The sequence below is a fragment of the Cupriavidus sp. FW305-46 genome, from assembly GCF_058787075.1.
Genome location: NZ_JBYSZI010000026.1, coordinates 14,814 through 33,858, shown reverse-complemented (window position 1 = coordinate 33,858; position 19,045 = coordinate 14,814). Strand labels below are relative to the sequence as shown.

Sequence of the window (19,045 nt, the reverse complement as noted above, 5' to 3'; positions counted from 1 at the left end):
GGGAAGCGCGTGATGGTCACGCAGGCCGATCAACAAACGGATAAGACGATGAGAACAAGTAGCTTGATGCGGAAGCGCGCTCCTTCATGGTTCGCCGCGCTGGTGTTGCTGGGCGCGCTTGGAGCCATTTCGGCATGCTCGGGGGAGTCGCGGGCTGACCGGTCGGCCAATGCCGCTGCCGGCGCCGGCAAGGAAAAAATCTACGGGGGCGGCGTGCGCGGGCTGAACTACTCGTCAGTTGCCATCTATAGCTTCAGCGTCACCGGGCCACGTGGCATGAACGGTGGCGGTCCGAATATCAGCCCAGCGGGCAAGAACGGGCCATCCGGCGGAGGTGCGGAGATGTGCTGCATCGGCATCCCTCAGCCATGGAAGCCCGACACGCAGCTACGCATCGAATGGGAGCGCGACCGCAAGCCCTTTGACTACAAGGACAGAAGCGGGCTGGCGGTGCTGACTGCAACGGTAACCGTGCCGGAATATGGTCCAGATACCTACGGCTTTTGGGCGATCTTCCTGCCAGGGGATCGTGTCAAGGTCATGGTCATGGACGGCAATGCGAATGGCCACAATTCCGTAAAAACGAAGCCCGCTGATGACGACCCTTTCATCGTCCGTGGGGTACGTGACGAGGCCCTGACCCAGCAAGCACTGAAGAGGTTTCAATAATGAGTGTATTCCGCCTGCCCAATGCCATGCCGGAAACGAGCACCGGCCGCCTTCCCGAGGGAAAGCGGGCCTACGAGAACGGCAAGACCACGGTGAACGATCCTCTTGGTGCCTGTGAACAGACCATCCACATCAATCTGTTCTTTGATGGCACCAACAACAACGATGACATCAAGACTCCTGCCCGCTGGCGGGACTCGACGCAAAAGACGCACACCAACGTTGCGCGGTTGTTCTGGGCCTGCAAAGATCAGCCTGAGAGCGGCATATACAAATTCTACATTGCCGGGGTCGGCACGCCGTTCCCCGAGCTGGGCGAGGCGACCTATGACAGTTTTGGGAAGGGCTTTGCTGTGGGCTTTGCAAAGCGCTGCGCTTGGGGTTACACGCGCGTGCTGAACGCCGTGCACGAAGCTATGGTTCCGGGAGACAAAAAGGGTCTTATCAAGGATGACGAAGCTGCCAGGATTTGCGCGAAGCTCGACTGGAACCTCGGTTCCTCCTTGCTCACTACCAAGGAGAAGCACCTCGGCAGCCTGCACGAGTCGCTGGTTCAGCAATGCAAGCGCAACCGTCTCATCAGGAAGGCTTACATCAACGTGTTCGGCTTTTCGCGCGGCGCGGCGGGCGCCCGGGTGTTCGTCAGCAAGCTGATCAATTACTGGGCCAAGGCCGGGAAGCTGGCGGGCAAGATCGACTATGAAGTCAACTTCATGGGGCTCTTCGATACGGTCGCGTCGGTCGGCCCGCCCGAGTCGTTTCAATCCGCCGTGGATTTGGAATACTTCGACGGGCATTTCTGGGCGGCAGGGGGCGGCGGCCTGAACATTCCCGCCCAGGTGCGGCGGTGCGTGCATTTCTTCTCCATGCATGAACAACGCATGAGCTTCCCGCTGGATTCCATCCGGAAGGGGGAGAGCTACCCGGCAGGCGACAGCAAGCTGCTGGAAGTGCCCTATCCAGGCGTCCACTCAGACGTGGGTGGCAGCTACGCGCCGGGCGATCAGGGCAAGTCGGTCAAGGGCGAGGGCCACCGGTTGGGCAAGATTCCGCTGCACGACATGTACATCGAGGCACTGAAGGTCGGTGTGCCGCTGCGGCTGGTGGATGCCAAGAACGACGAAGACCGGATGGATGCGAACAACATGCAGGATTTCGCCATTGACCCTGCCGTCGCCAAGGCTTTCAACGATTGGCGGGCAACCCTGCCCGCCATTGACGGCGTGGAGAAGGCCCTCGAATTTGGCCTGCGGCAAAGCCTGCAATGGCGCACCTTGCGCGCACGCTGGCACACCGGCACCTACATTACCAACCAAGGGTTCTACCACTATTGCGCGGAGCCGGCGAACAAGCGCGAGGACAGCAAGACTCCCCAGCAACTGCGCACTGACGTGGATAAGGCAAGGAAGGCCGATCCGGTAATCCAGAAGCTGGAACAGGACAGCATCCAGTTGAAGCTTCAGGTCCAGCATCTCAGAGACCGCGCAATGTTTCCCCAGACGACTTCGCAGGACATGGCGGGTTTGACCAAGCGCCGAGCCCTGGAGGCCAAGATTGCCGCGAACGATGCCGCCATCGCCGCGCGGGAGAATGCGCTGATGGCGGAGGCGGTTGGCAAGAACCCGGCCGACTGCCGCCCTGGGGAAGGTGCCGACGAATTTGTCACCAATGACCGCACCGACTTGCTGGAGGCGGCTGAGGAATTCCAGTTGCTATTGGGATACCTGCACCCCGAGCTTCAGCCCAGCTTGAATGTGCGGAAGGAAATCATGGCCCGGCCGGTCTTTTCACCCATCGGGGCAGCGGAACGGGTCGCCAATGGTTTCAAGTACCTGGCGACCCCCCGCGCAGAGCGTCCACGCACGGATTCGAAGCTGCTCGTTATGGTCGACGACGATATCTTGACCAGAAGCGCTGCCGTTCGCGGTTATTGGCCCATCGATGACGTATTGGTGGAACCTGCGCCGGAGATGATCCTCTACCTGAGGGCCACGACCGCTGCCAAGGCCGTGGACGACTTTGCCTTGCGTGAGAAGGCAGCCATTGAGTTGTTCGATAACTACATCCACGACAGCCGCGCCTGGTTCCGTGTGCCGAATTTCCACGAATACGCACCAGGCGGCTACGGGTGGGCCAGGACATTCTTTGTCGGCGACAGCAAGGCAGTGCGGCACCTCGGCATGAGCGCAAAGGGCGTGTTGGACAAGGTGCAAGATACCGCTCTGGCCGTCGAGCGCAAAATCGATGCCACCAAGGACAGGGCGATGCGGGCATTGGGCGACGCAGCAGGGCGCGCAGCGGATGCCGCCCGGGATGCAGTCATCGATCAAGGCAGGAAGGCCATGGAAAGAGTCATCCCCTCGGGATTCCCGATGCCAAGACTGTGACGGGCGCATGATGGCAAATGCACCGCTCATGCCGCATCCGTCAATCCTTGAAGGAACGCCAACATGACAGCATGGCTAGACCAAGATGATCCCGCGCCGCAACGGACACGGCCGCCGAAACCAGGCTCCTCTGCCAGGCAGGCCGTAACCGGCCAGGAGGCCCAGGAGCCCGCCACGAAGCTTCTCCCTTCAGCCAAGACCATCGAGGCCCGCATCGCCGAGATCAACGGTGCGCGCAATCCCCTGCTGAAGGCCGCCAGGCCGCTGCTGCGCGCACTGGCAGACATCCCGCCCAAGCTGGACAAGCGCGGTGAGGTGGAACGTCTGCGCACCCTGCTGGAGCAGGAATTGCGCACCTTCCAGACGGTGTGCGACCGACTGAACATCGACCGCAAACACACCACCGCCGCGCACTACGCGCTCTGCACCGCGCTGGATGAGGCCGTGAGCCATACCGAGTGGGGCGGCGGCAGTGCGGCTTCGCTGGGCGCATGGCCTGGCAGCGCCCTGGCGTCGACCTTCCACCAGGACCGCGAGGGCGGCACCAAGGTGTTCCTCATCCTGGGCCGGTTGGTGGAATCGGTGGCCGAGAACATCGGCCCCATCGAGGTCTGCTACCACATCCTCTCGCTGGGGTTTCAGGGGCGGTATCGCGGCGTGGCGGACGGTGACCAGCAACTGCACGCGATCCGGGGACGCTTGCTCGATGCGATCAGCAAGCACAACGGACCGCTGCCCAAGGAACTGTCTTCCCACTCGCAGCCCGCCCCGCCTGGCCGCTTCCATCACCTGAGCGGCATCCCGGTCTGGATGACCTGCGCAGCGGGCCTTCTGGCCGTCGCGGGCCTGGCCGGATACTACAAGTACCAGCTGATGCTCCAGGAGCGTGACGTAGTGCAACAGATCGGGGCCATTGGCAACCTGACTCCGCCCCCGGCACCGAAGGCGTTGCGCCTGGCCGAGCTGCTCAAGGACGAGATCGCGCGCGGCGTGGTAGCTGTCAGGGACGACAACCAACGCAGCACCGTAGTGTTCCGCGGCGACGACATGTTTGGCGCGGGCCGGGCCGAGGTCAATGCGAAGCTGACGCCGGCGCTGAACAAGGTGGCGGGCGAAATCAATAAGTTGCAGGGCAAGGTGCAGGTGATCGGCCACAGCGACAACCAGCCCATCAAGAGCGCCCGCTACCCGTCCAACCAGGCCCTGTCCGAGGAGCGTGCCGCCATGGTCAGCGAATACCTCGCCAGCCAGGGCGTCGCCAAGGGACGCCTCGAAGCCGTCGGCAAAGGCGACACCGAGCCGTTGACGGACAACAAGACCCCCGCCGGCCGCGCGGCGAACCGGCGGGTGGAAGTGGTCGTCACACAGTAGGCGCGGGATCTGCACTTCCCCCTCCTCAGGCCAGCAGCACGTGCCCTGAGCCGGTATCGATCAGGCTGACGCGCGCCCCCTGCCGGATTGAAAGTCCCCACGTGCCCGGTCCGGGCACCTGCGCCACGGATCAGCACGTTGCCTGTCCAAGCGCACGCTGCTCTATGCCAGCGTCGGCACCGTGCAGAACAGCGCCACGACGAACTTGCCACGCGTCGTTGCTCGTCGTTGCCATAGCTACGGCTATGGCGCCTCCTCGCGCCTAGCCTGACGACCGACCGGGCGATTTCATTTGGCAAGCTATCTACGGAACAGGACACTAGGCCCGCGCCGCCTCTGTTGCCGCCGCCGCGCGTGTCCGGCTGACCATCAGCGCCAGCAACGCCGCGACCATGCAGGCCGCGCCGGCCGCGTACAGCGCCGGCGTATAGGTCAGCAGCAGCGTACGGCTCAGGCCCGCGCCGAACGCCGCCACGGCCGCGCCGATCTGGTGGGCCGCGAAGATCCAGCCGAACACCATCGGCGCGCGTTCGCGCCCGAAGGCGGTGGCCGCCAGCTTGATCGTGGGCGGCACGGTGGCGATCCAGTCCAGGCCGTAGAACATCGCAAAGACCGACAGGCCGTACAGCGTGAAGGTTGAATGCGGCAGCCAGAACAGCGACAGGCCGCGCAGCGCGTAGTACCAGAACAGCAGCTTGCGGCTGTCATAGCGGTCCGACAGCCAGCCCGACAGGATGGTGCCGACAAAGTCGAACGCACCCATCATCGCCAGCGCCGAGGCGGCCGGCACCGGGCCCATGCCGAAATCGCCGCACAGTGCAATGAAGTGGGTCTGGATCAGCCCGTTGGTGCTCAGGCCGCAGATGAAGAAGGTGCCGGCCAATAGCCAGAAGGTCTGGGTACGGGCGGCATCGCGCAGCACCAGGAAAGGCCCGCGCAGCGTGAACGGCATGACGGGTTGCGCGGCGGGCGGCGTGGCCGGATGGGCCGGATGGGCCGGGACCTCGCCGAACGCGGCCAGGCCGACATCGGCGGGGCGGTTGCGCATCAGCGCGAACACCAGCAGCGCCAGCGCCGCGCAGGCAGCCAGCACCGGCAGCACGGCCACGCGCCAGCCCATATGCTCGATCAGCCAGGCGGCCACCGGCAGGAAAGCCAACTGCCCCGTCGCCGCGCTGGCTGTCAGGATGCCGATCACCAGCCCGCGCCGCGCGCTGAACCAGCGGTTGGCGACCACGGCCGCCAGCACCAGCGCGGTCAGCCCGGAGCCAACGCCCAGCATCAGGCCCCAGGCGACAAAGAGCTGCCACAACTCGGTCGACACGGTGGCCAGCGCCATGCCGCCGGCAATCAGCGCCAGCGCGGCGCAGACCACGTTGCGCACCCCGAAGCGATCCATCAGCAGGGCGGAGAAAGGCGCCATCAGCCCGAACAATGCAAAGCGAAACGCCAGGATCGATGAGATCTGGTCGGTGTTCCAACCCATCTCCTTGGTCAGCGGCTTCAGGAAGGCGCCAGGCAGGCCAAGCGCGGCCGAGGTGGTGAGCATCACCAGGAAGGTCAGGGCGGCGACCAGCCACGCGTAGTGGATGCCGCGCCGGTCGAGCCGGCTGGAAAGGGCTTGCGCGAACATGGGGGTCTCGTTGTCAGGGTCCGGGAGGCGTTGGCAAAGGGCAAAGCGAAGCCATCCCCGCCGTGTCTGACGGCGGCGAGGGTGTTTCAGCCTTGGGGAAAACGGGGTCTAGGCGGTGCTGCCCAGCAGGCGGGTCCGCACCGCGTTCAGCATTTCGTCGGAGAGCGGATCGCCGTCGGTGGCACGCGCCAGCGTGAGGGCGCCGACCAGCAGCGCCATGCGCACCAGCGCTTCATCGTGGCGCGCTTGCGGGTCATCGGTTTCAACGGTCTGCGCCATGTCGTCCACCAACACGCGCAAGCCTTCCACGTAGGCCTGGCGCACGGGCTTGCCGGCGGGCTCGCGGGCCACGTCCACGGCCAGCGCCGCGGCGGCACAGCCCACGCCCGGGTTGGCGCAATGCGCGGCGGTCAGGTAGGGCTCAACCAGGTTGGCCAGCATGGCCTTGCGGTCGCCGCCGGCGCGGGCCAGGCGGCGTTCCCAGCGGGCGGTCGATTCTTCAAACGCGCGCTTGCAGGCCTGCGCGGCCAGCGCGTCCTTGGAGGCGAAGTGGCCATAGAAGCCGCCATGGGTCAGGCCCGCGTCGGCCATCAACTCGGCCACGCTGACGCCATTCAGGCCACGTTCGCGGAACAGGCGCGACGACGCCTGTTCGATCGCCTCGCGGTTCTTGTCGGTTTGTTCGCGTGATGCGCGTGCCATCTGAAGACCTCTTCGGGATTTCTGCCTTGACCGGAGTTTAGATGATGACCATACTTTATTCAATAGATGACAGTTATCATCTATGTGCAGTCTCCCTTTCGCCGCATTTGTGCCGATGTGCTGTCCAGGTGCCGGCTCCCAATCCTCACAGGAGTGATCAGTCATGCAGAACCTTTTCGACCTTGGCGGCCGCGTCGCCGTCATCACCGGCTCCACCCGTGGCATGGGCCTGGAAATGGCGCGCGCGCTCGGCGCGGCCGGCGCCGCCGTGGTGGTGTCCGGGCGCGATGCAGGCGCGGCGCGCGACGCCGCCAGTCAGCTGGAGGCCGAGGGCATCCGCGCCACCGGCATCGCCTGCGATATCGCCGATGTCGAAAGCGTGCGCGCCTTCGCGGAGCAGGCGCTGGCCGCGTATGGGCGCGTCGATGCACTGGTGCTCAATGCCGCCGCGAGCGGCCAGCCCGGATCGATGCTGAGCCAGGGACCCGAGGTGTTCGATGCGGCGATGGCGGGCAATGTGCGCGGCAACCTGGTGCTGGTGAACGCCCTGGCGCCGCAGATGATCGAGCGCCATGACGGATCCATCATCTTCATGTCGAGCATTGCCGCCAGGCGTGGCTCTGCCTTCCTGGGGATGTACAGCGTGACCAAGGCCGCCATCGACCAGGCGGTACGCAGCCTGGCGCTGGAGCTGGGGCCGTCCGGCATCAACGTCAACGCAATCAATCCCGGCCCGGTGCGCACCGAGTTCTCGCGCGACGCGCTGTGGGGCGACCCGGAGCGCGAGGCGCGGCTGGCTGCCGGCGTGCCGATGCGGCGCATCGGCGAGGCCAGCGATGTCGCGGGTCTTGCCGTCCTGCTGGCGGCACCGTCCGGGCGCTTTATCAACGGGCAGAGCATCGGCGTCGATGGCGGGCTGTCGGTGCAGTAGCCCCGGGCCTTGGCGGCCGGCCAATGCTCAGTGTCATTCGCCGGGCAGGGGGGCGAAATGTGCATACATATGAACGCGCCTTCAGCACGTTGAAGGGTTTTCCCGTATCGTCTTGACCTGACGTTCACCATGCCTTGTGTGCAGCCCTCGCACCACTAGTCCCGGCATGGCGGCAACCGGTAAAGACAGTGTCCAGCACAGCACCCCTCCAATCCGCTTCCACCGCGGACGCCGCCATGACTTCGCGCGAGCGCCGCGGCATGGCCGCCATCCTCATCGCCGTCGCCCTTGCCACCCTGGATACCGCGATCGCCAACACGGCGCTGCCGTCGATCGCGGCGGACCTGCGCGCCACGCCGGCCGCGTCGGTGTGGGTGATCAATGCCTACCAGCTGGCCATGGTGTCGACGCTGCTGCCGTTCGCGGCGCTGGGCGGCGTGGTGGGCCACCGGCGCATCTACCTTGGCGGCGTGGTGCTGTTCACGGCCGCCTCCGTGGTGTGTGCGCTGGCGTGGTCGCTGCCGACGCTGGCGGCGGCGCGGGTGCTGCAAGGCATCGGCGCGGCGGCAATCATGAGCGTCAACACGGCGCTGATCAGCGCGATCTTCCCCACGCACCGGCTCGGGCGCGGGCTGGGGCTCAATGCGCTGGTGGTGGGCGTGTCGTTCGCGGTGGGCCCGACAGTGGCCTCGGTGATCCTCTCATTTGGCACGTGGCCGTGGCTGTTCGCCGTCAACCTGCCGATCGGCCTGCTCGCGCTGGCGATCGGGCGCGGCTCCTTGCCGCAGACGCCGCGCAGTGCGCATGGTTTCGACCGCGTCGCGGCGGGGCTCAGCGTGGTTGCCTTTGCCGCACTGGTCCTTGCGCTGGGCGAAGGCGCGCAGCGCGCGCCGCTGCACCTGTCACTGGCCGCGGCGGGCATCTTCGTGGTGACATTCGGCCTGCTGCTGTGGCGCGAGCGCGGCCATCCGGCACCGATGCTGCCGGTGGACCTGTTCCGGCGGCCCATGTTCGCGTTGTCGACGCTGACCGCGGTGTGCTCCTTCGCCGCGCAGGGCCTGGCCTTCGTCTCGCTGCCGTTCTACTTCCAGCACGTGCTCGGGCGCGGGCAGGTCGAGACCGGTTTCCTGCTGACCCCGTGGTCCGTCGTGGTGGCGCTGATCGGGCCGCTTGCCGGGCGCCTGTCTGACCGCTACCCGCCGGCCGTGCTCGGCGGCGTGGGGCTGGCGGTGCTCAGCGCCGGCATGCTGTCGTTGGCCATGCTGCCGGCCGACCCTAGCGCGCTCGATATCTGCATCCGCATGTGCATCTGCGGCGCGGGTTTCGGCTTCTTCCAGTCGCCCAACCTCAAGGCGTTGATGACGAGCGCCCCGCGCGAGCGCAGCGGCGGCGCCAGCGGCGTGGTGGCCACGGCGCGACTGCTGGGGCAGGCCACCGGTGCGGCGCTGGTGGCGCTGTGCTTTGGCATTGCCGGGGACCACGGGCCGGGGTTGGCCCTGGCGCTGGGCGCGGGCTTCGCCGGGCTGGCCGCGATCGCGAGCTGGCTGCGGCTGGCAGCGCGCGATCCGCTGGCGGCGTAGCGGCGTGGCCGGGCCGGCAGCAATCCCGGCGCCGTCCTAAAATCGATACTTCCTGTCCGATCCCTGCATGGAGCAGCACGCATGAGCCTTCTGTTCGAATCGCTCGTCATCGGCGACCTCACCCTCGCCAACCGCATCATCATCGCCCCGATGTGCCAGTATTCCGCGCAGGACGGCAACGCCGGCGACTGGCACATGATCCACCTCGGTTCGCTGGCGCTGTCCGGCGCCGGCATGCTGATCGTGGAAGCCACGGCCGTCTCGCCCGAAGGGCGCATCACGCCGCAGGACCTGGGCCTGTATTCCGACGAAAACGAGGCGGCGCTTGGCCGCGTGGTCAAGGCGATGCGCGCGCATTCGCCGATCGCCATTGCGATCCAGCTGGGGCATGCCGGCCGCAAGGCGTCGAGCCAGGCGCCGTGGGATGGGGGGCAGCAGATCGCGCCGGATGCGCCTGGTGGCTGGCATGCGGTGGCGCCTTCCGCGGTACCGCATGGCGCGGAAGAAGTCGCGCCTGTCGCGCTGGACCGTGCCGGCGTGGACAAGGTGCGCGATGGCTTTGTCACGGCGGCAAGGCGTGCGGCGCGGCTTGGGCTGGACGGCATCGAGATCCATGCTGCGCACGGCTACTTGCTGCACCAGTTCCTGTCGCCGCTGGCCAACCATCGTGACGACGAATACGGCGGCAGCCTGGAAAACCGCATGCGTTTCCCGATCGAGGTGTTCGACGCGGTGCGTGAGGTGTTCCCGGCTGAGCGTCCGGTGTGGATGCGTATTTCCGCAACCGACTGGGTGCCGGGCGGATGGGATATCGAAGGAACGGTGGCGTTGTCGAAGGCGCTGAAGGCGCGCGGCTGCGCGGCGATCCATGTGACCACCGGCGGCGTGTCGCCGCAGCAGGCGATCAAGCTCGGGCCCGGCTACCAGGTGCCGTACGCGCAGCGCGTAAAGGCCGAGGTTGGCCTGCCGACGATTGCGGTGGGCCTGATCACTGAGCCGGAGCAGGCCGAAGCCATCATCGCCAATCATGAGTCCGACGCGGTGTCGCTGGCCCGTGCCATGCTGTATGACCCGCGCTGGCCCTGGCATGCGGCCGCGCGGCTGGGCGCAAGCGTGCAGGCGCCGAAGCAATACTGGCGGTCGCAGCCGCGCGAACTGAAGGACCTGTTTGCCGATGCGGCTTTCGGGCAGCGCTAGGCTGCCGGTCTACACAGGAGGAACCCGCCATGAAACCTCGGATTACGCTGATCACGCTGGGTGTCGATGACCTGCAGCGTGCGGTCCGCTTCTATCGCGACGGCCTGGGACTGCCCACCGCAGGCATTGTCGGCGAGCAGTTCGAGCACGGCGCCGTGGCCTTCTTCGACCTGCAGGCCGGATTGAAGCTGGCGGTCTGGCCGCGCACCAGTCTTGCGCATGACACCGGACTGCAGGTGACACCGCGCGCGCAGACGGATTTCTCGCTGGCGCATAACGTCGGCGACAAGGCGGAAGTGGATGCGGTGATGGCCCAGGCGCTGGCCGCTGGCGCCAGCGTGGTCAAGCCGGCGCAGGACACGTTCTGGGGCGGGTACGCCGGCTATTTCCAGGATCCCGACGGGCATCTGTGGGAAATCGCCTGGAATCCTGAGATGCTGCCCGCGGATTGAGGACCGGCGCGATGCGCGCCTTGCGCACGCCCGGTTCCTTCGATCAAGACCTTGCCTTGCGGCGCTGCATCATGACTGGTGCGGTGCCGCAAAGGGATTTCCATGATTGCCACGCTCCGTCGAAGTGGTGACTATCATTTCAACAGACAGCCATAGCATGCTGGCGACGGAGCGCCCCCACGCATTCCCGCAAGACCCCCGCATCACGCTCCGTCGGCAGCCCACCGAAGTAAAGCAATAAGAACAATGGCAAGGGAGACATCCATGCAAGTCTATGACAGCCTGCTGTATGTGACTGCGATGGTGCTGGTGTGTTTGTATGTGTATCTGGGCGTGCTGTCCCGCAGCACGGCGATCCGGCTGGGTTCCCCGGCGATCGTTGCGGGGCTGGTGCTCGCCTATTCGCTGTCCCCGCTGCACTCGGGCGGCTGACGCCGCCGGTCCCCGGCTGAGCGGGGGTTCTGCTAACTCTACCGCGGCCGCCGCCTGACGGTCGGGGTTGCCTTCGCCCTGCGTGATCGAGTCGCGCGGCAGCATATCGATCGCCGCCTGCAATTCCTGCGGTAGCACCGGCTTGTGCAGCCCAACAAAAAAAAGCCGGCGCCGCAAGGCGTCACCGGCTTGAATCGTTGTCCGGACGCAGCAGTCCGGCCTGACGACTTGCAGCGGAGTTACAGACGGTTGACCGAGATACTGAAGAACCGGCGAGCCGTATTCACGCCGATCGCCACATTCAGGCCCGTGTTGCCAATCGACATGCTGATGGCCTCACTACTGCCGCTGTTGTTGGGAGTCGGGGCGCGGTAGCGCAGCCCGTCGAGCGGGGTATTCACCTTCCAGGTGTCCACCCGACCGTCGTCGCGCTCGCGCGTGTACGTGTTTGCCTGGGTATCCACCGCGGTGAACTTGACTGTGGAGGCTGTCGTCGTGCTGATGCCATCGGGCGTGGCGGAGTTGCTGTCCACCGGAAGAATGCTCGTGTCCCAGAACGCATTGGTCGCGCCCAAGGCAGGCAGCGCACGGGCGATCCGCCTGGTGGCCATCATGAATCCGTCACCGTGGGTGAAGACGATGACCAGTTGCCCGTCGGTGCCCTTGAACGCGTAGGCCCGCTCAGCACCACCGTCCTGGTCGGTGACGTTCAGGCCGCCATCGGGGTTGAGCGTGATGGTGGGAAATTCATCGGGCAGCCATGCCGAGCACGAATCCAGGCCCGAGCAATCTGCGCCGGCGGTCACCTTGCCCGCGGCATCCAGGCTGAAGTTCACGCGCGACGCCGCGTACGGCGACGGGCCATCGCGCTCATAGCCAAGACCATTCCAGTCGCCGGCCAGGTCGGCCAGGGTCAGTGCCTGGGAAGGAATCAGCAGGGCGGGCAGGCGGTTGACCGTGCCAGCCGGAGGCAGCACCACGCTCAGGCCCGACTTGGAGACCAGCACGGTGTCGGTGCCTGCGGTGAAGCGGCAGGCTTCCGATGCGTCGGCGGTGAAGGTGGTCACGTCGGTGCCCAGCTTGAACTGCAACGTGGCGGCGTCCATTTCGCCGGTTTCACCAATCGGCGTGCCCAGTTCTACGACGTGGTACTTGCCGGTCTTCAACCCGGCGCAGGTGGCCGCTGCCGGTTGGAGTGCGGTCTGGACTGCCGCTGCGCCGGCATTGGACGCGACTGCCGAAGAGAGTTCGGCCAGCGTGGTCTTGGACGCTTCCAGGCGATCGCCCAGCTGGTCCAGCAGCTTGTCCTGTGCATTGCCGGCGTTGGCGCCGTTGGCTGCCACCAGCGGATCCTTGACCGGGTCGATGCCGGAAAGGTCGACCACGCCCGTCAGCACCAGGCGCACGGCGCCGATGGCACTGGTTACGTTGTCGGACGTGAGCCTGGCTTGCGCGTTCGCATCGAACTGCTCGAAGAAGGCATCGGTATTGCCCTGTGCCAGCGAAGCGGTGACCAGTTCGGTCAGCGGCGTGATGTTGGCCGTCGCGGTGGTGCCGGTGCCGGCTTCGACCACGGAATGCAGCGTGGTGCCGTCAGGCGCCGTGACGCTGAGCACGCAGGGGCGCGTCGCGCCTTCGATGCTGATGGTGAAGCTGCCGTCCGCCGCGGTGGTGGCGGTGCCGCTGCCCGATGCGCACTTGGCTTGCACGGCGGCATTGCCCAGTGCGGCGCCAACTGCGGCGGTGCCGCTGATCTTGGTCGCGGCAGGTGCCGCCGTGGTGGTGGTCGGCGCGGTCGAACCGCCATCGCCGCCTCCGCATGCAGACAGGACCGCCGTCGCCAGACCCGTCAAGAACAGTTGTTTTGTTTTCATCCCGTTTTCGCCCTGTATGGTTTTTGTTCTGGTGGAGTCCTGCGGTGGTCGATATCCAGCTCATGCAGGCCCCGCCCACGGGGTGGTTGACCCGCCCCGCGAGGCGAGTCTGCGTGATAGGGGGGATGGGGCCAACCCGAGTTCAGGCGATTGACAAAGTGTCGGGAGTGTGTGGCAGAGGCTGCTGCGGCAATGCTGCGGGATGGCTGTCACGTGCCTGGCTGCCGTGGCTGCATTGGTCTCGCTGGAAAAAGAAAAGCCGGTGCCGCAAGGCGGCACCGGCTTGGTTCGTGTCCGGGCACGGGGTGCCCGGATTCACCGTTGGCGGCGAGGTTACGGGCGGCCGACCGAGATATCGTAGAACGATCCGTTCACGGCGATGCCGAGGGTCAGGCCGGTATTGCCCGGGATCAGCGAAATCATTGCCGATGCATTGCTGGTTGCGGCGCGATGGCGCAGGCCAATGGCCGGGCTGTTCACCTTCCAGACGTCCAGACGGTTGTCTTCCAGGCGCTTGCGGGTGTAGCTGCCGCTCTGGGCGTCGACCGCCTCGATCGTGGTCGACCACACCGTCGGGCCGTTCAATACGGGGGCCATGCCGGAGTACAGGACCGAATCCCAGTACGAGCCGCCCGAGCCCACCACTGGCAGCGTGCGTGCGATCTGCTTGGCGGCGATCATGAAGCCGTCGTCGTGCGTGATGATGACGGTCACCTGGCCATCGGTGCCCTTGAAGGCATAGGCAAACTGGGCGCCGAAGCTGTCGGTGATCTTGAAGCTGCCGTCGGCGTTGGTGCTGACCGTCGGCAGTTCATTCGGCAGCCAGGCTTCACAGGTGTCGAAGCCAGAGCAGTCCGCCCCCTTGGCCACCTTGCCTGCCGTATCGATGCTGAAAGTCACGCGACGCGGTGCATACGGCGTCGTGTTGTTGTCACGCTCCATGCCGAGGCCGTTCCAGTCGCCGGCCAGGTCGGTCAGCGCAATGGACTGGGCCGGCACCAGCAGGGTGGGCAGGTCCGACAGGGTGCCTGCCGGCGGCAGCACTACGCCCAGGCCCGACTTGGAGACCAGCGCCGTGTTGGTTGTGCTGTTCTCGCCCGGCACCGTGAAGCGGCAGGCTTCCGCCGTGACGGCGGTGAAGGGGACCGCCTCGGCGCCGATCTGGAGCTTCAGCGCGGCAGCATCGATCTCTCCGGCTTCAGCGGCCGCGGTGCCCAGCCCGATCACATGGTACTTGCCGGTCTTCAACCCGGCGCAGGTTGCCGCTGCCGGTTGCAATGCGGTCTGGACTGCCGCTGCGCCGGCATTGGACGCGACTGCTGAAGAGAGTTCGGCCAGCGTGGTCTTGGACGCTTCCAGGCGATCGCCCAGCTGGTCCAGCAGCTTGTCCTGCGCATTGCCCGCGTTGGCACCGTTGGCTGCCACCAGCGGGTCCTTGACCGGGTCGATGCCGGAAAGGTCGACCACGCCCGTCAGCACCAGGCGCACCGCGCCGATGGCACTGGTTACGTTGTCGGACTTGAGCCTGGCTTGCGCGTTCGCATCAAACTGCTCGAAGAAGGCGTTGGTGTTGCCCTGTGCCAGCGAAGCGGTGACCAGCTCGGTCAGCGGCGTGATGTTGGCCGTCGCGGTGGTGCCGGTGCCGGCCTCGACCACGGAATGCAGCGTGGTGCCGTCAGGCGCCTTGACGCTGAGCACGCAGGGGCGGGTGGCGCCTGCGATGTTGATGGTGAAGCTGCCGTCCGCCGCGGTGGTGGCGGTGCCGCTGCCCGATGCACACTTGGCCTGCACGGCGGCATTGCCCAGTGCGGCGCCAACTGCGGCGGTGCCGCTGATCTTGGTGGTGGCAGGCGCAGTCGATTCCCCTCCACCGCCTCCGCATGCCGACAGCATGGCTGCTGCCAGACCCGTCAAAAACAGATGTTTTGTTTTCATCCCTGTATTGCTTTCTGTGGTTTTTGTTATGGCAGGGTGCTGCGGTGTTGGACACCCGGCTCATGCAGGACCCCGCCCACAGGGTGGCTGGCCCGCCCTGCGGGCGCGATTCTGCGCGAAGGGCGCAAATGTCGCCAACCTTCGTTGCGGTGGTTGACAAATTCCGCGCCGTGTGACGCGCAGGCCGCTGCGTCAGGCAGCCGTCGGCACAAGTCCGGGCCAGGTGGCAGTTGGCACTGTGGTGCGGCTGCCTGCCCGGCAATCTTCCACCAGGCGCGCCGCATCGATGCCGAACCAGTTCTGCCAGCTGCGCGCCAGCGCGCTGCCGGAACGCAGGCCGGCATGCGCCGCCACCACGTCCAGCGAAGGCACCGGGCCGGCGGCGGCCAGCGCGTGCAGGGCATGGGCGGCGCGTTGCTCGCGCAGCAGCGGGTGCAGGGCCTCGCCTTCGGCGAAGAGCCGGGCGCGCACCTGGCGGGCCGGCACCTGCCATTGCGCGGCCAGGCGCTCGACATTCCAGTCGGTATCGGGGCGGGAAAAGACCAGGCCGGCAAAGCGGCGCGACCAGGGCCTGTCGCCGGGCTTGCCGGCCAGGCGCGGGCATTCACTGTCCGGGACGGCAGTCAGGACGATGGCGCAAGGGTGCTGCCACGTGCCGGGCAAGTCGCAGTCGAAGTGGGCAAAGGCGTGAACCACGAACGGGTCGCCGGGCCGCACCTCGCGCCGCGCATTGGCATCGCGCAGGCTGGCCGTGCCGTGCAGGGCTTGTACCTGCACGGCAAAGGGGAAGCGCAGGCGGGCAAAGCGGACGTGGTGACGGCTGACAAGCGGCATGCGGAATACAACCCGGAAGCTGAGCGGGGGTGCGGCCGGTAACTGTCGCAGGATTCCACCGGCGGCGCAAGGCCGCGGGCATCGTCCGCTTGATCGTTCACGGCGCCCGGTGGCGGCAGCGTTACAGCTCGGACAGCCCGAAGTGGCGCAGCCGGGGCAGGTCGGTCACGCGGATGCTCTGGTAGGACAGGTGGACCATGCCGGCATCGGCCAGCCGGCGCAGCGCCTGGTTGACGCGTTGGCGCGACAGCCCGGTCAGCAGGCCGATCTCTTCCTGCGACAGTTCCAGCACGGGGCTGGTGCGCGGATACAGGTCCGGGTGGAACAGCTGCGCGATGGCCTGCGCCACGCGCGCATCGGCGCCCAGCAGGCGGTCGTTCTGCACGGTGGCGATGAATTGGCCCATGCGCTCGTTGAGCTGGCGCACGACAAAGCTGGCGAACGGCAGGCTCTGCGCCAGCAGCGTGTTGAACACCGGCCCCGGCACCAGCAGCACCTGCGAGTCACGGATCGCGATCACGTCATAGCGGCGGTCTTCGCGCTTGATCACGCTGCCTTCGCCGCACCAGCCGCCGGCGGGCACGCCGGAGAAGGTGCAGCCGCGCCCGTCGGGGGTGTACACCGCCAGCTTGATCAGGCCGCTGTCCACCCCGATCCAGTGGCGCGAGGGCTCGCCGCGCCGGGCGATGAAGGCGCCCGCGGCAAAGGACTGGAGCAGCGTTTCGCGCGCGGCCAGCGCCTGGTGTTCCGGCGCCAGTGCGCCGAACCAGGCATGGCCGGCAAGGACTGCGGCAGGGGCGGAAATCGGGTCTGCAGGTTCGCTCATGGCATGGACGCGCGGTTCGGGCCGGGTCCCTGTAAGAATCGTGTAAGCCTTGCCTGGCGCGGGTTTGCGGCAGGTTTGTCGTCTGGGCGACAGTGCGCCAGCGTGTGCGATGATAGCCTTGTGCCAGAAAAAGTGACAGCGCCGGATGGCGCGGACAATGGTCACCTCGCCCCGGACATCGCTGCACCCATGCAGCGCATCGACAGCATCACGCGGCCTGTTGCGCGGCCCTGCCGCCAACGCCGCCAGATACGCGGAGACACAAGCAATGCCCACCGATTTCGACAGCGGCCTGGCCCGCAACGCGGCCAACTTCGTGCCGCTTACGCCCATCGACTTCCTGGTCCGCGCCGCCGAGGTGTACGGCCAGCGCCTGGCCATCGTGCACGGCCCGCTGCGCCAGAACTGGCGCGACACCTATGCGCGCGCACGGCGCCTGGCCAGCGCGCTGGCGCGTGCCGGCATCGGCAAGGGCGATACCGTGGCCGCGCTGCTGCCCAATACGCCGGCCATGGTGGAGGCGCATTTCGGCGTGCCGATGGCGAGCGCCGTGCTCAATGCGCTCAATATCCGCCTCGACGCCGCCAACCTGGTCTTCATGCTGCGCCATGGCGAGGCGCGCGTGCTGCTGGCCGATACCGAGTTTGCCGACCTGGCGCGCCAGATGGCGCTGGAAATTCCCGGCCTGAAAGTCATTGCCGTGCATGACGTGCTGGGCCCGCAAGAGGCTCCGTTCGGCGACGCCGACTACGAAGCGTTTCTCGCCTCGGGCGACCCGGACTACGCGTGGCACATGCCGGCCGACGAGTGGGAAGCCATCGCGCTGAACTACACCTCGGGCACCACCGGCGACCCCAAGGGCGTGGTCTACCACCACCGCGGCGCGGCCATCAATGCCGTGTCCAATATCCTTGAGTGGGATTTGCCCAAGCACCCGGTCTACCTGTGGACGCTGCCGATGTTCCACTGCAACGGCTGGTGCTTCCCGTGGACCGTTGCGGCGCGCGCGGGCGTCAATGTGTGCCTGCGCAAGTTCGAGCCCAGGCTGGTGTTCGACCTGATGCGCGAAGAGGGCGTGACCCACTACTGCGCCGCGCCGATCGTGCATACCGCGCTGGTCAATGCACCCGCCGCGTGGCGCGAGGGCGTGCGCGGCCCGGTGCGCGGCATGGTGGCCGGCGCTCCGCCGCCGGCCGCGGTGCTGGCGCAGATGGAGGCGATGGGGTTCGAGCTGACCCATGTCTATGGCCTGACCGAGGTCTACGGCCCGGCCGCGGTCTGCGCCGAGCAGGATGACTGGAGCGCGCTGTCCGAGCAGGAGCGCGCGGTCAGGAAGGCGCGCCAGGGCGTGCGCTATCACCTGCAGTCGCAGGTGGCGGTGCTCGATCCCGATTCCGTGCAGCCGGTGCCGGCCGATGGCGAGACCATCGGCGAGATCATGTTCCGCGGCAATATCTGCATGAAGGGCTACCTCAAGAACGAGAAGGCCACGCGCGAGGCCTTTGCCGGCGGCTGGTTCCATACCGGCGACCTGGGCGTATGCATGCCCGATGGCTATATCAAGATCAAGGACCGCAGCAAGGACATCATTATTTCCGGCGGCGAGAACATCTCCAGCGTTGAAGTGGAAGACGCGCTCTACCGGCATCCCGCGGTGCTGGCCGCCGCGGTGGTGGCGCAGCCCGATGCCAAATGGGGCGAGACCCCATGCGCGTTTGTCGAACTGAAAGACGGCGCCAGCGTCAGCGCGGAAGAACTGATCGCGCATTGCCGCACGCTGCTGGCGGGCTTCAAGGCGCCCAAGGCGGTCTACTTCGGGCCGCTGCCCAAGACCTCGACCGGCAAGATCCAGAAGTTCGAGCTGCGCCGCAAGGTGAAGTCGGATTCCGCGATCGATGTTTGATGGGCCGAAGCGGCGCTAGTGTAGCGCCGCGTCCTCGGCATCGTGCAGGCCGGCGATGTGCGTGTCGATGGCCTCGCGCCCCCAGGCAATGCCTGCGCGCGTGGCGTCGGTGGCGCAGCCAAAGCGCGTCTGCGCGGCCGGGCAGGGCAGCGCCAGCTTGTTGCCGTGATGCCAGATCTCCGCGCGCAGCGTCCACCACCCGTCATGCTGGCCGCCATAGCGCAGCGCCGCGACATGGATGCGGTGGCCGCGGTAGGTCACGTTCTGGTCATGCCATCCGCTGGGCATAGGCGTCGGGCGCGCCGGGGCAACTCAGCGC

At 66.6% G+C, this 19,045-nt stretch carries 16 protein-coding genes and 1 pseudogene; 9 read left to right on the top strand and 8 right to left on the bottom strand.

Annotation, left to right across the window (positions count from 1 at the left end; translation table 11 throughout):
• Nucleotides 1–12 precede the first annotated feature (12 nt).
• The 3 genes from AC3WON_RS14740 (at nucleotide 13) to tssL (ending at nucleotide 4,427) form a co-directional block, all read left to right on the top strand.
• Nucleotides 13–669 (top strand): DUF3304 domain-containing protein, encoded by a 657-nt coding sequence (locus AC3WON_RS14740; RefSeq protein WP_492352122.1) that lies wholly within the window; start codon nucleotides 13–15, stop codon nucleotides 667–669.
• Nucleotides 669–3,056, top strand: a complete 2,388-nt coding sequence (locus tag AC3WON_RS14735) for a T6SS phospholipase effector Tle1-like catalytic domain-containing protein (protein ID WP_492352095.1) — start codon at nucleotides 669–671, stop codon at nucleotides 3,054–3,056. The genes AC3WON_RS14740 and AC3WON_RS14735 overlap by 1 nt, the downstream gene beginning before the upstream one ends.
• 63 nt (nucleotides 3,057–3,119) lie before the next feature.
• Nucleotides 3,120–4,427 (top strand): type VI secretion system protein TssL, long form, encoded by a 1,308-nt coding sequence (gene tssL / locus AC3WON_RS14730; RefSeq protein WP_492352094.1) that lies wholly within the window; start codon nucleotides 3,120–3,122, stop codon nucleotides 4,425–4,427.
• A 28-nt stretch (nucleotides 4,428–4,455) separates the two neighbouring features.
• Here tssL and AC3WON_RS14725 read toward each other — a convergent pair.
• The 3 genes and pseudogenes from AC3WON_RS14725 to AC3WON_RS14715 form a co-directional block, all read right to left on the bottom strand.
• A pseudogene (locus AC3WON_RS14725) lies at nucleotides 4,456–4,554 on the bottom strand (IclR family transcriptional regulator); the annotation flags it as partial.
• A 192-nt stretch (nucleotides 4,555–4,746) separates the two neighbouring features.
• Entirely contained in the window at nucleotides 4,747–6,060 is a 1,314-nt protein-coding gene (locus AC3WON_RS14720; RefSeq protein WP_492352093.1) for an MFS transporter, read from the bottom strand.
• A gap of 108 nt (nucleotides 6,061–6,168) precedes the next feature.
• Nucleotides 6,169–6,762 (bottom strand): TetR/AcrR family transcriptional regulator, encoded by a 594-nt coding sequence (locus AC3WON_RS14715; RefSeq protein WP_492352092.1) that lies wholly within the window; start codon nucleotides 6,760–6,762, stop codon nucleotides 6,169–6,171.
• A 163-nt stretch (nucleotides 6,763–6,925) separates the two neighbouring features.
• Here AC3WON_RS14715 and AC3WON_RS14710 point away from each other — a divergent pair, with 163 nt between their 5' ends.
• The 5 genes from AC3WON_RS14710 to AC3WON_RS14690 all read left to right on the top strand — a co-directional run bounded on the left by AC3WON_RS14710 (nucleotide 6,926) and on the right by AC3WON_RS14690 (nucleotide 11,354).
• Nucleotides 6,926–7,693, top strand: a complete 768-nt coding sequence (locus AC3WON_RS14710; protein ID WP_492352091.1) for an SDR family NAD(P)-dependent oxidoreductase — start codon at nucleotides 6,926–6,928, stop codon at nucleotides 7,691–7,693.
• A gap of 236 nt (nucleotides 7,694–7,929) precedes the next feature.
• Entirely contained in the window at nucleotides 7,930–9,273 is a 1,344-nt protein-coding gene (locus AC3WON_RS14705; RefSeq protein WP_492318523.1) for an MFS transporter, read from the top strand.
• 81 nt (nucleotides 9,274–9,354) lie between these two features.
• On the top strand, nucleotides 9,355–10,470 hold the full coding sequence (locus AC3WON_RS14700; protein ID WP_492352090.1) for an NADH:flavin oxidoreductase/NADH oxidase: 1,116 nt from the start codon (nucleotides 9,355–9,357) through the stop codon (nucleotides 10,468–10,470).
• 29 nt (nucleotides 10,471–10,499) lie between these two features.
• Nucleotides 10,500–10,922: a VOC family protein gene (locus tag AC3WON_RS14695; RefSeq protein ID WP_492352089.1), complete on the top strand. Its 423-nt coding sequence runs from the start codon at nucleotides 10,500–10,502 to the stop codon at nucleotides 10,920–10,922.
• Between the two features lie 264 nt (nucleotides 10,923–11,186).
• Nucleotides 11,187–11,354: a hypothetical protein gene (locus tag AC3WON_RS14690; protein ID WP_010812488.1), complete on the top strand. Its 168-nt coding sequence runs from the start codon at nucleotides 11,187–11,189 to the stop codon at nucleotides 11,352–11,354.
• A gap of 239 nt (nucleotides 11,355–11,593) precedes the next feature.
• Here AC3WON_RS14690 and AC3WON_RS14685 read toward each other — a convergent pair whose 3' ends face one another.
• The 4 genes from AC3WON_RS14685 to AC3WON_RS14670 all read right to left on the bottom strand — a co-directional run bounded on the left by AC3WON_RS14685 (nucleotide 11,594) and on the right by AC3WON_RS14670 (nucleotide 16,823).
• Nucleotides 11,594–13,228, bottom strand: coding sequence for a hypothetical protein (locus tag AC3WON_RS14685; protein WP_492352088.1), 1,635 nt, complete (start codon nucleotides 13,226–13,228; stop codon nucleotides 11,594–11,596).
• A 333-nt stretch (nucleotides 13,229–13,561) separates the two neighbouring features.
• Entirely contained in the window at nucleotides 13,562–15,163 is a 1,602-nt protein-coding gene (locus tag AC3WON_RS14680; protein WP_492352087.1) for a hypothetical protein, read from the bottom strand.
• A gap of 192 nt (nucleotides 15,164–15,355) precedes the next feature.
• Nucleotides 15,356–15,997 (bottom strand): AraC family transcriptional regulator, encoded by a 642-nt coding sequence (locus AC3WON_RS14675; RefSeq protein WP_492318518.1) that lies wholly within the window; start codon nucleotides 15,995–15,997, stop codon nucleotides 15,356–15,358.
• Nucleotides 15,998–16,118: 121 nt separating this feature from the next.
• A complete protein-coding gene (locus tag AC3WON_RS14670) occupies nucleotides 16,119–16,823 on the bottom strand; it encodes a Crp/Fnr family transcriptional regulator (protein WP_492318517.1) in 705 nt (234 codons plus the stop codon).
• 268 nt (nucleotides 16,824–17,091) lie between these two features.
• Between AC3WON_RS14670 and AC3WON_RS14665 the strand changes: the two genes are divergently transcribed.
• Nucleotides 17,092–18,726 (top strand): acyl-CoA synthetase, encoded by a 1,635-nt coding sequence (locus AC3WON_RS14665; RefSeq protein WP_492352086.1) that lies wholly within the window; start codon nucleotides 17,092–17,094, stop codon nucleotides 18,724–18,726.
• A 15-nt stretch (nucleotides 18,727–18,741) separates the two neighbouring features.
• Here AC3WON_RS14665 and AC3WON_RS14660 read toward each other — a convergent pair whose 3' ends face one another.
• The gene (locus AC3WON_RS14660; RefSeq protein ID WP_492340442.1) at nucleotides 18,742–19,014 is read right to left on the bottom strand and encodes a DUF6566 family protein; all 273 of its coding nucleotides are present in this window, start codon (nucleotides 19,012–19,014) and stop codon (nucleotides 18,742–18,744) included.
• Between the last annotated feature and the right edge of the window lie 31 nt (nucleotides 19,015–19,045).

Bases quoted from the DNA above. Each gene is read 5' to 3' on its own strand.
- AC3WON_RS14675 (WP_492318518.1), bottom strand. From the start codon at position 15,997: ATGCCGCTTGTCAGCCGTCACCACGTCCGCTTTGCCCGCCTGCGCTTC.
- AC3WON_RS14700 (WP_492352090.1), top strand. From the start codon at position 9,355: ATGAGCCTTCTGTTCGAATCGCTCGTCATCGGCGACCTCACCCTCGCC.
- AC3WON_RS14690 (WP_010812488.1), top strand. From the start codon at position 11,187: ATGCAAGTCTATGACAGCCTGCTGTATGTGACTGCGATGGTGCTGGTG.
- AC3WON_RS14705 (WP_492318523.1), top strand. From the start codon at position 7,930: ATGACTTCGCGCGAGCGCCGCGGCATGGCCGCCATCCTCATCGCCGTC.
- AC3WON_RS14660 (WP_492340442.1), bottom strand. From the start codon at position 19,014: ATGCCCAGCGGATGGCATGACCAGAACGTGACCTACCGCGGCCACCGC.
- AC3WON_RS14665 (WP_492352086.1), top strand. From the start codon at position 17,092: ATGCCCACCGATTTCGACAGCGGCCTGGCCCGCAACGCGGCCAACTTC.
- AC3WON_RS14710 (WP_492352091.1), top strand. From the start codon at position 6,926: ATGCAGAACCTTTTCGACCTTGGCGGCCGCGTCGCCGTCATCACCGGC.
- AC3WON_RS14740 (WP_492352122.1), top strand. From the start codon at position 13: ATGGTCACGCAGGCCGATCAACAAACGGATAAGACGATGAGAACAAGT.
- AC3WON_RS14695 (WP_492352089.1), top strand. From the start codon at position 10,500: ATGAAACCTCGGATTACGCTGATCACGCTGGGTGTCGATGACCTGCAG.
- AC3WON_RS14715 (WP_492352092.1), bottom strand. From the start codon at position 6,762: ATGGCACGCGCATCACGCGAACAAACCGACAAGAACCGCGAGGCGATC.
- AC3WON_RS14670 (WP_492318517.1), bottom strand. From the start codon at position 16,823: ATGAGCGAACCTGCAGACCCGATTTCCGCCCCTGCCGCAGTCCTTGCC.
- AC3WON_RS14685 (WP_492352088.1), bottom strand. From the start codon at position 13,228: ATGAAAACAAAACAACTGTTCTTGACGGGTCTGGCGACGGCGGTCCTG.
- tssL (WP_492352094.1), top strand. From the start codon at position 3,120: ATGACAGCATGGCTAGACCAAGATGATCCCGCGCCGCAACGGACACGG.
- AC3WON_RS14680 (WP_492352087.1), bottom strand. From the start codon at position 15,163: ATGAAAACAAAACATCTGTTTTTGACGGGTCTGGCAGCAGCCATGCTG.
- AC3WON_RS14720 (WP_492352093.1), bottom strand. From the start codon at position 6,060: ATGTTCGCGCAAGCCCTTTCCAGCCGGCTCGACCGGCGCGGCATCCAC.
- AC3WON_RS14735 (WP_492352095.1), top strand. From the start codon at position 669: ATGAGTGTATTCCGCCTGCCCAATGCCATGCCGGAAACGAGCACCGGC.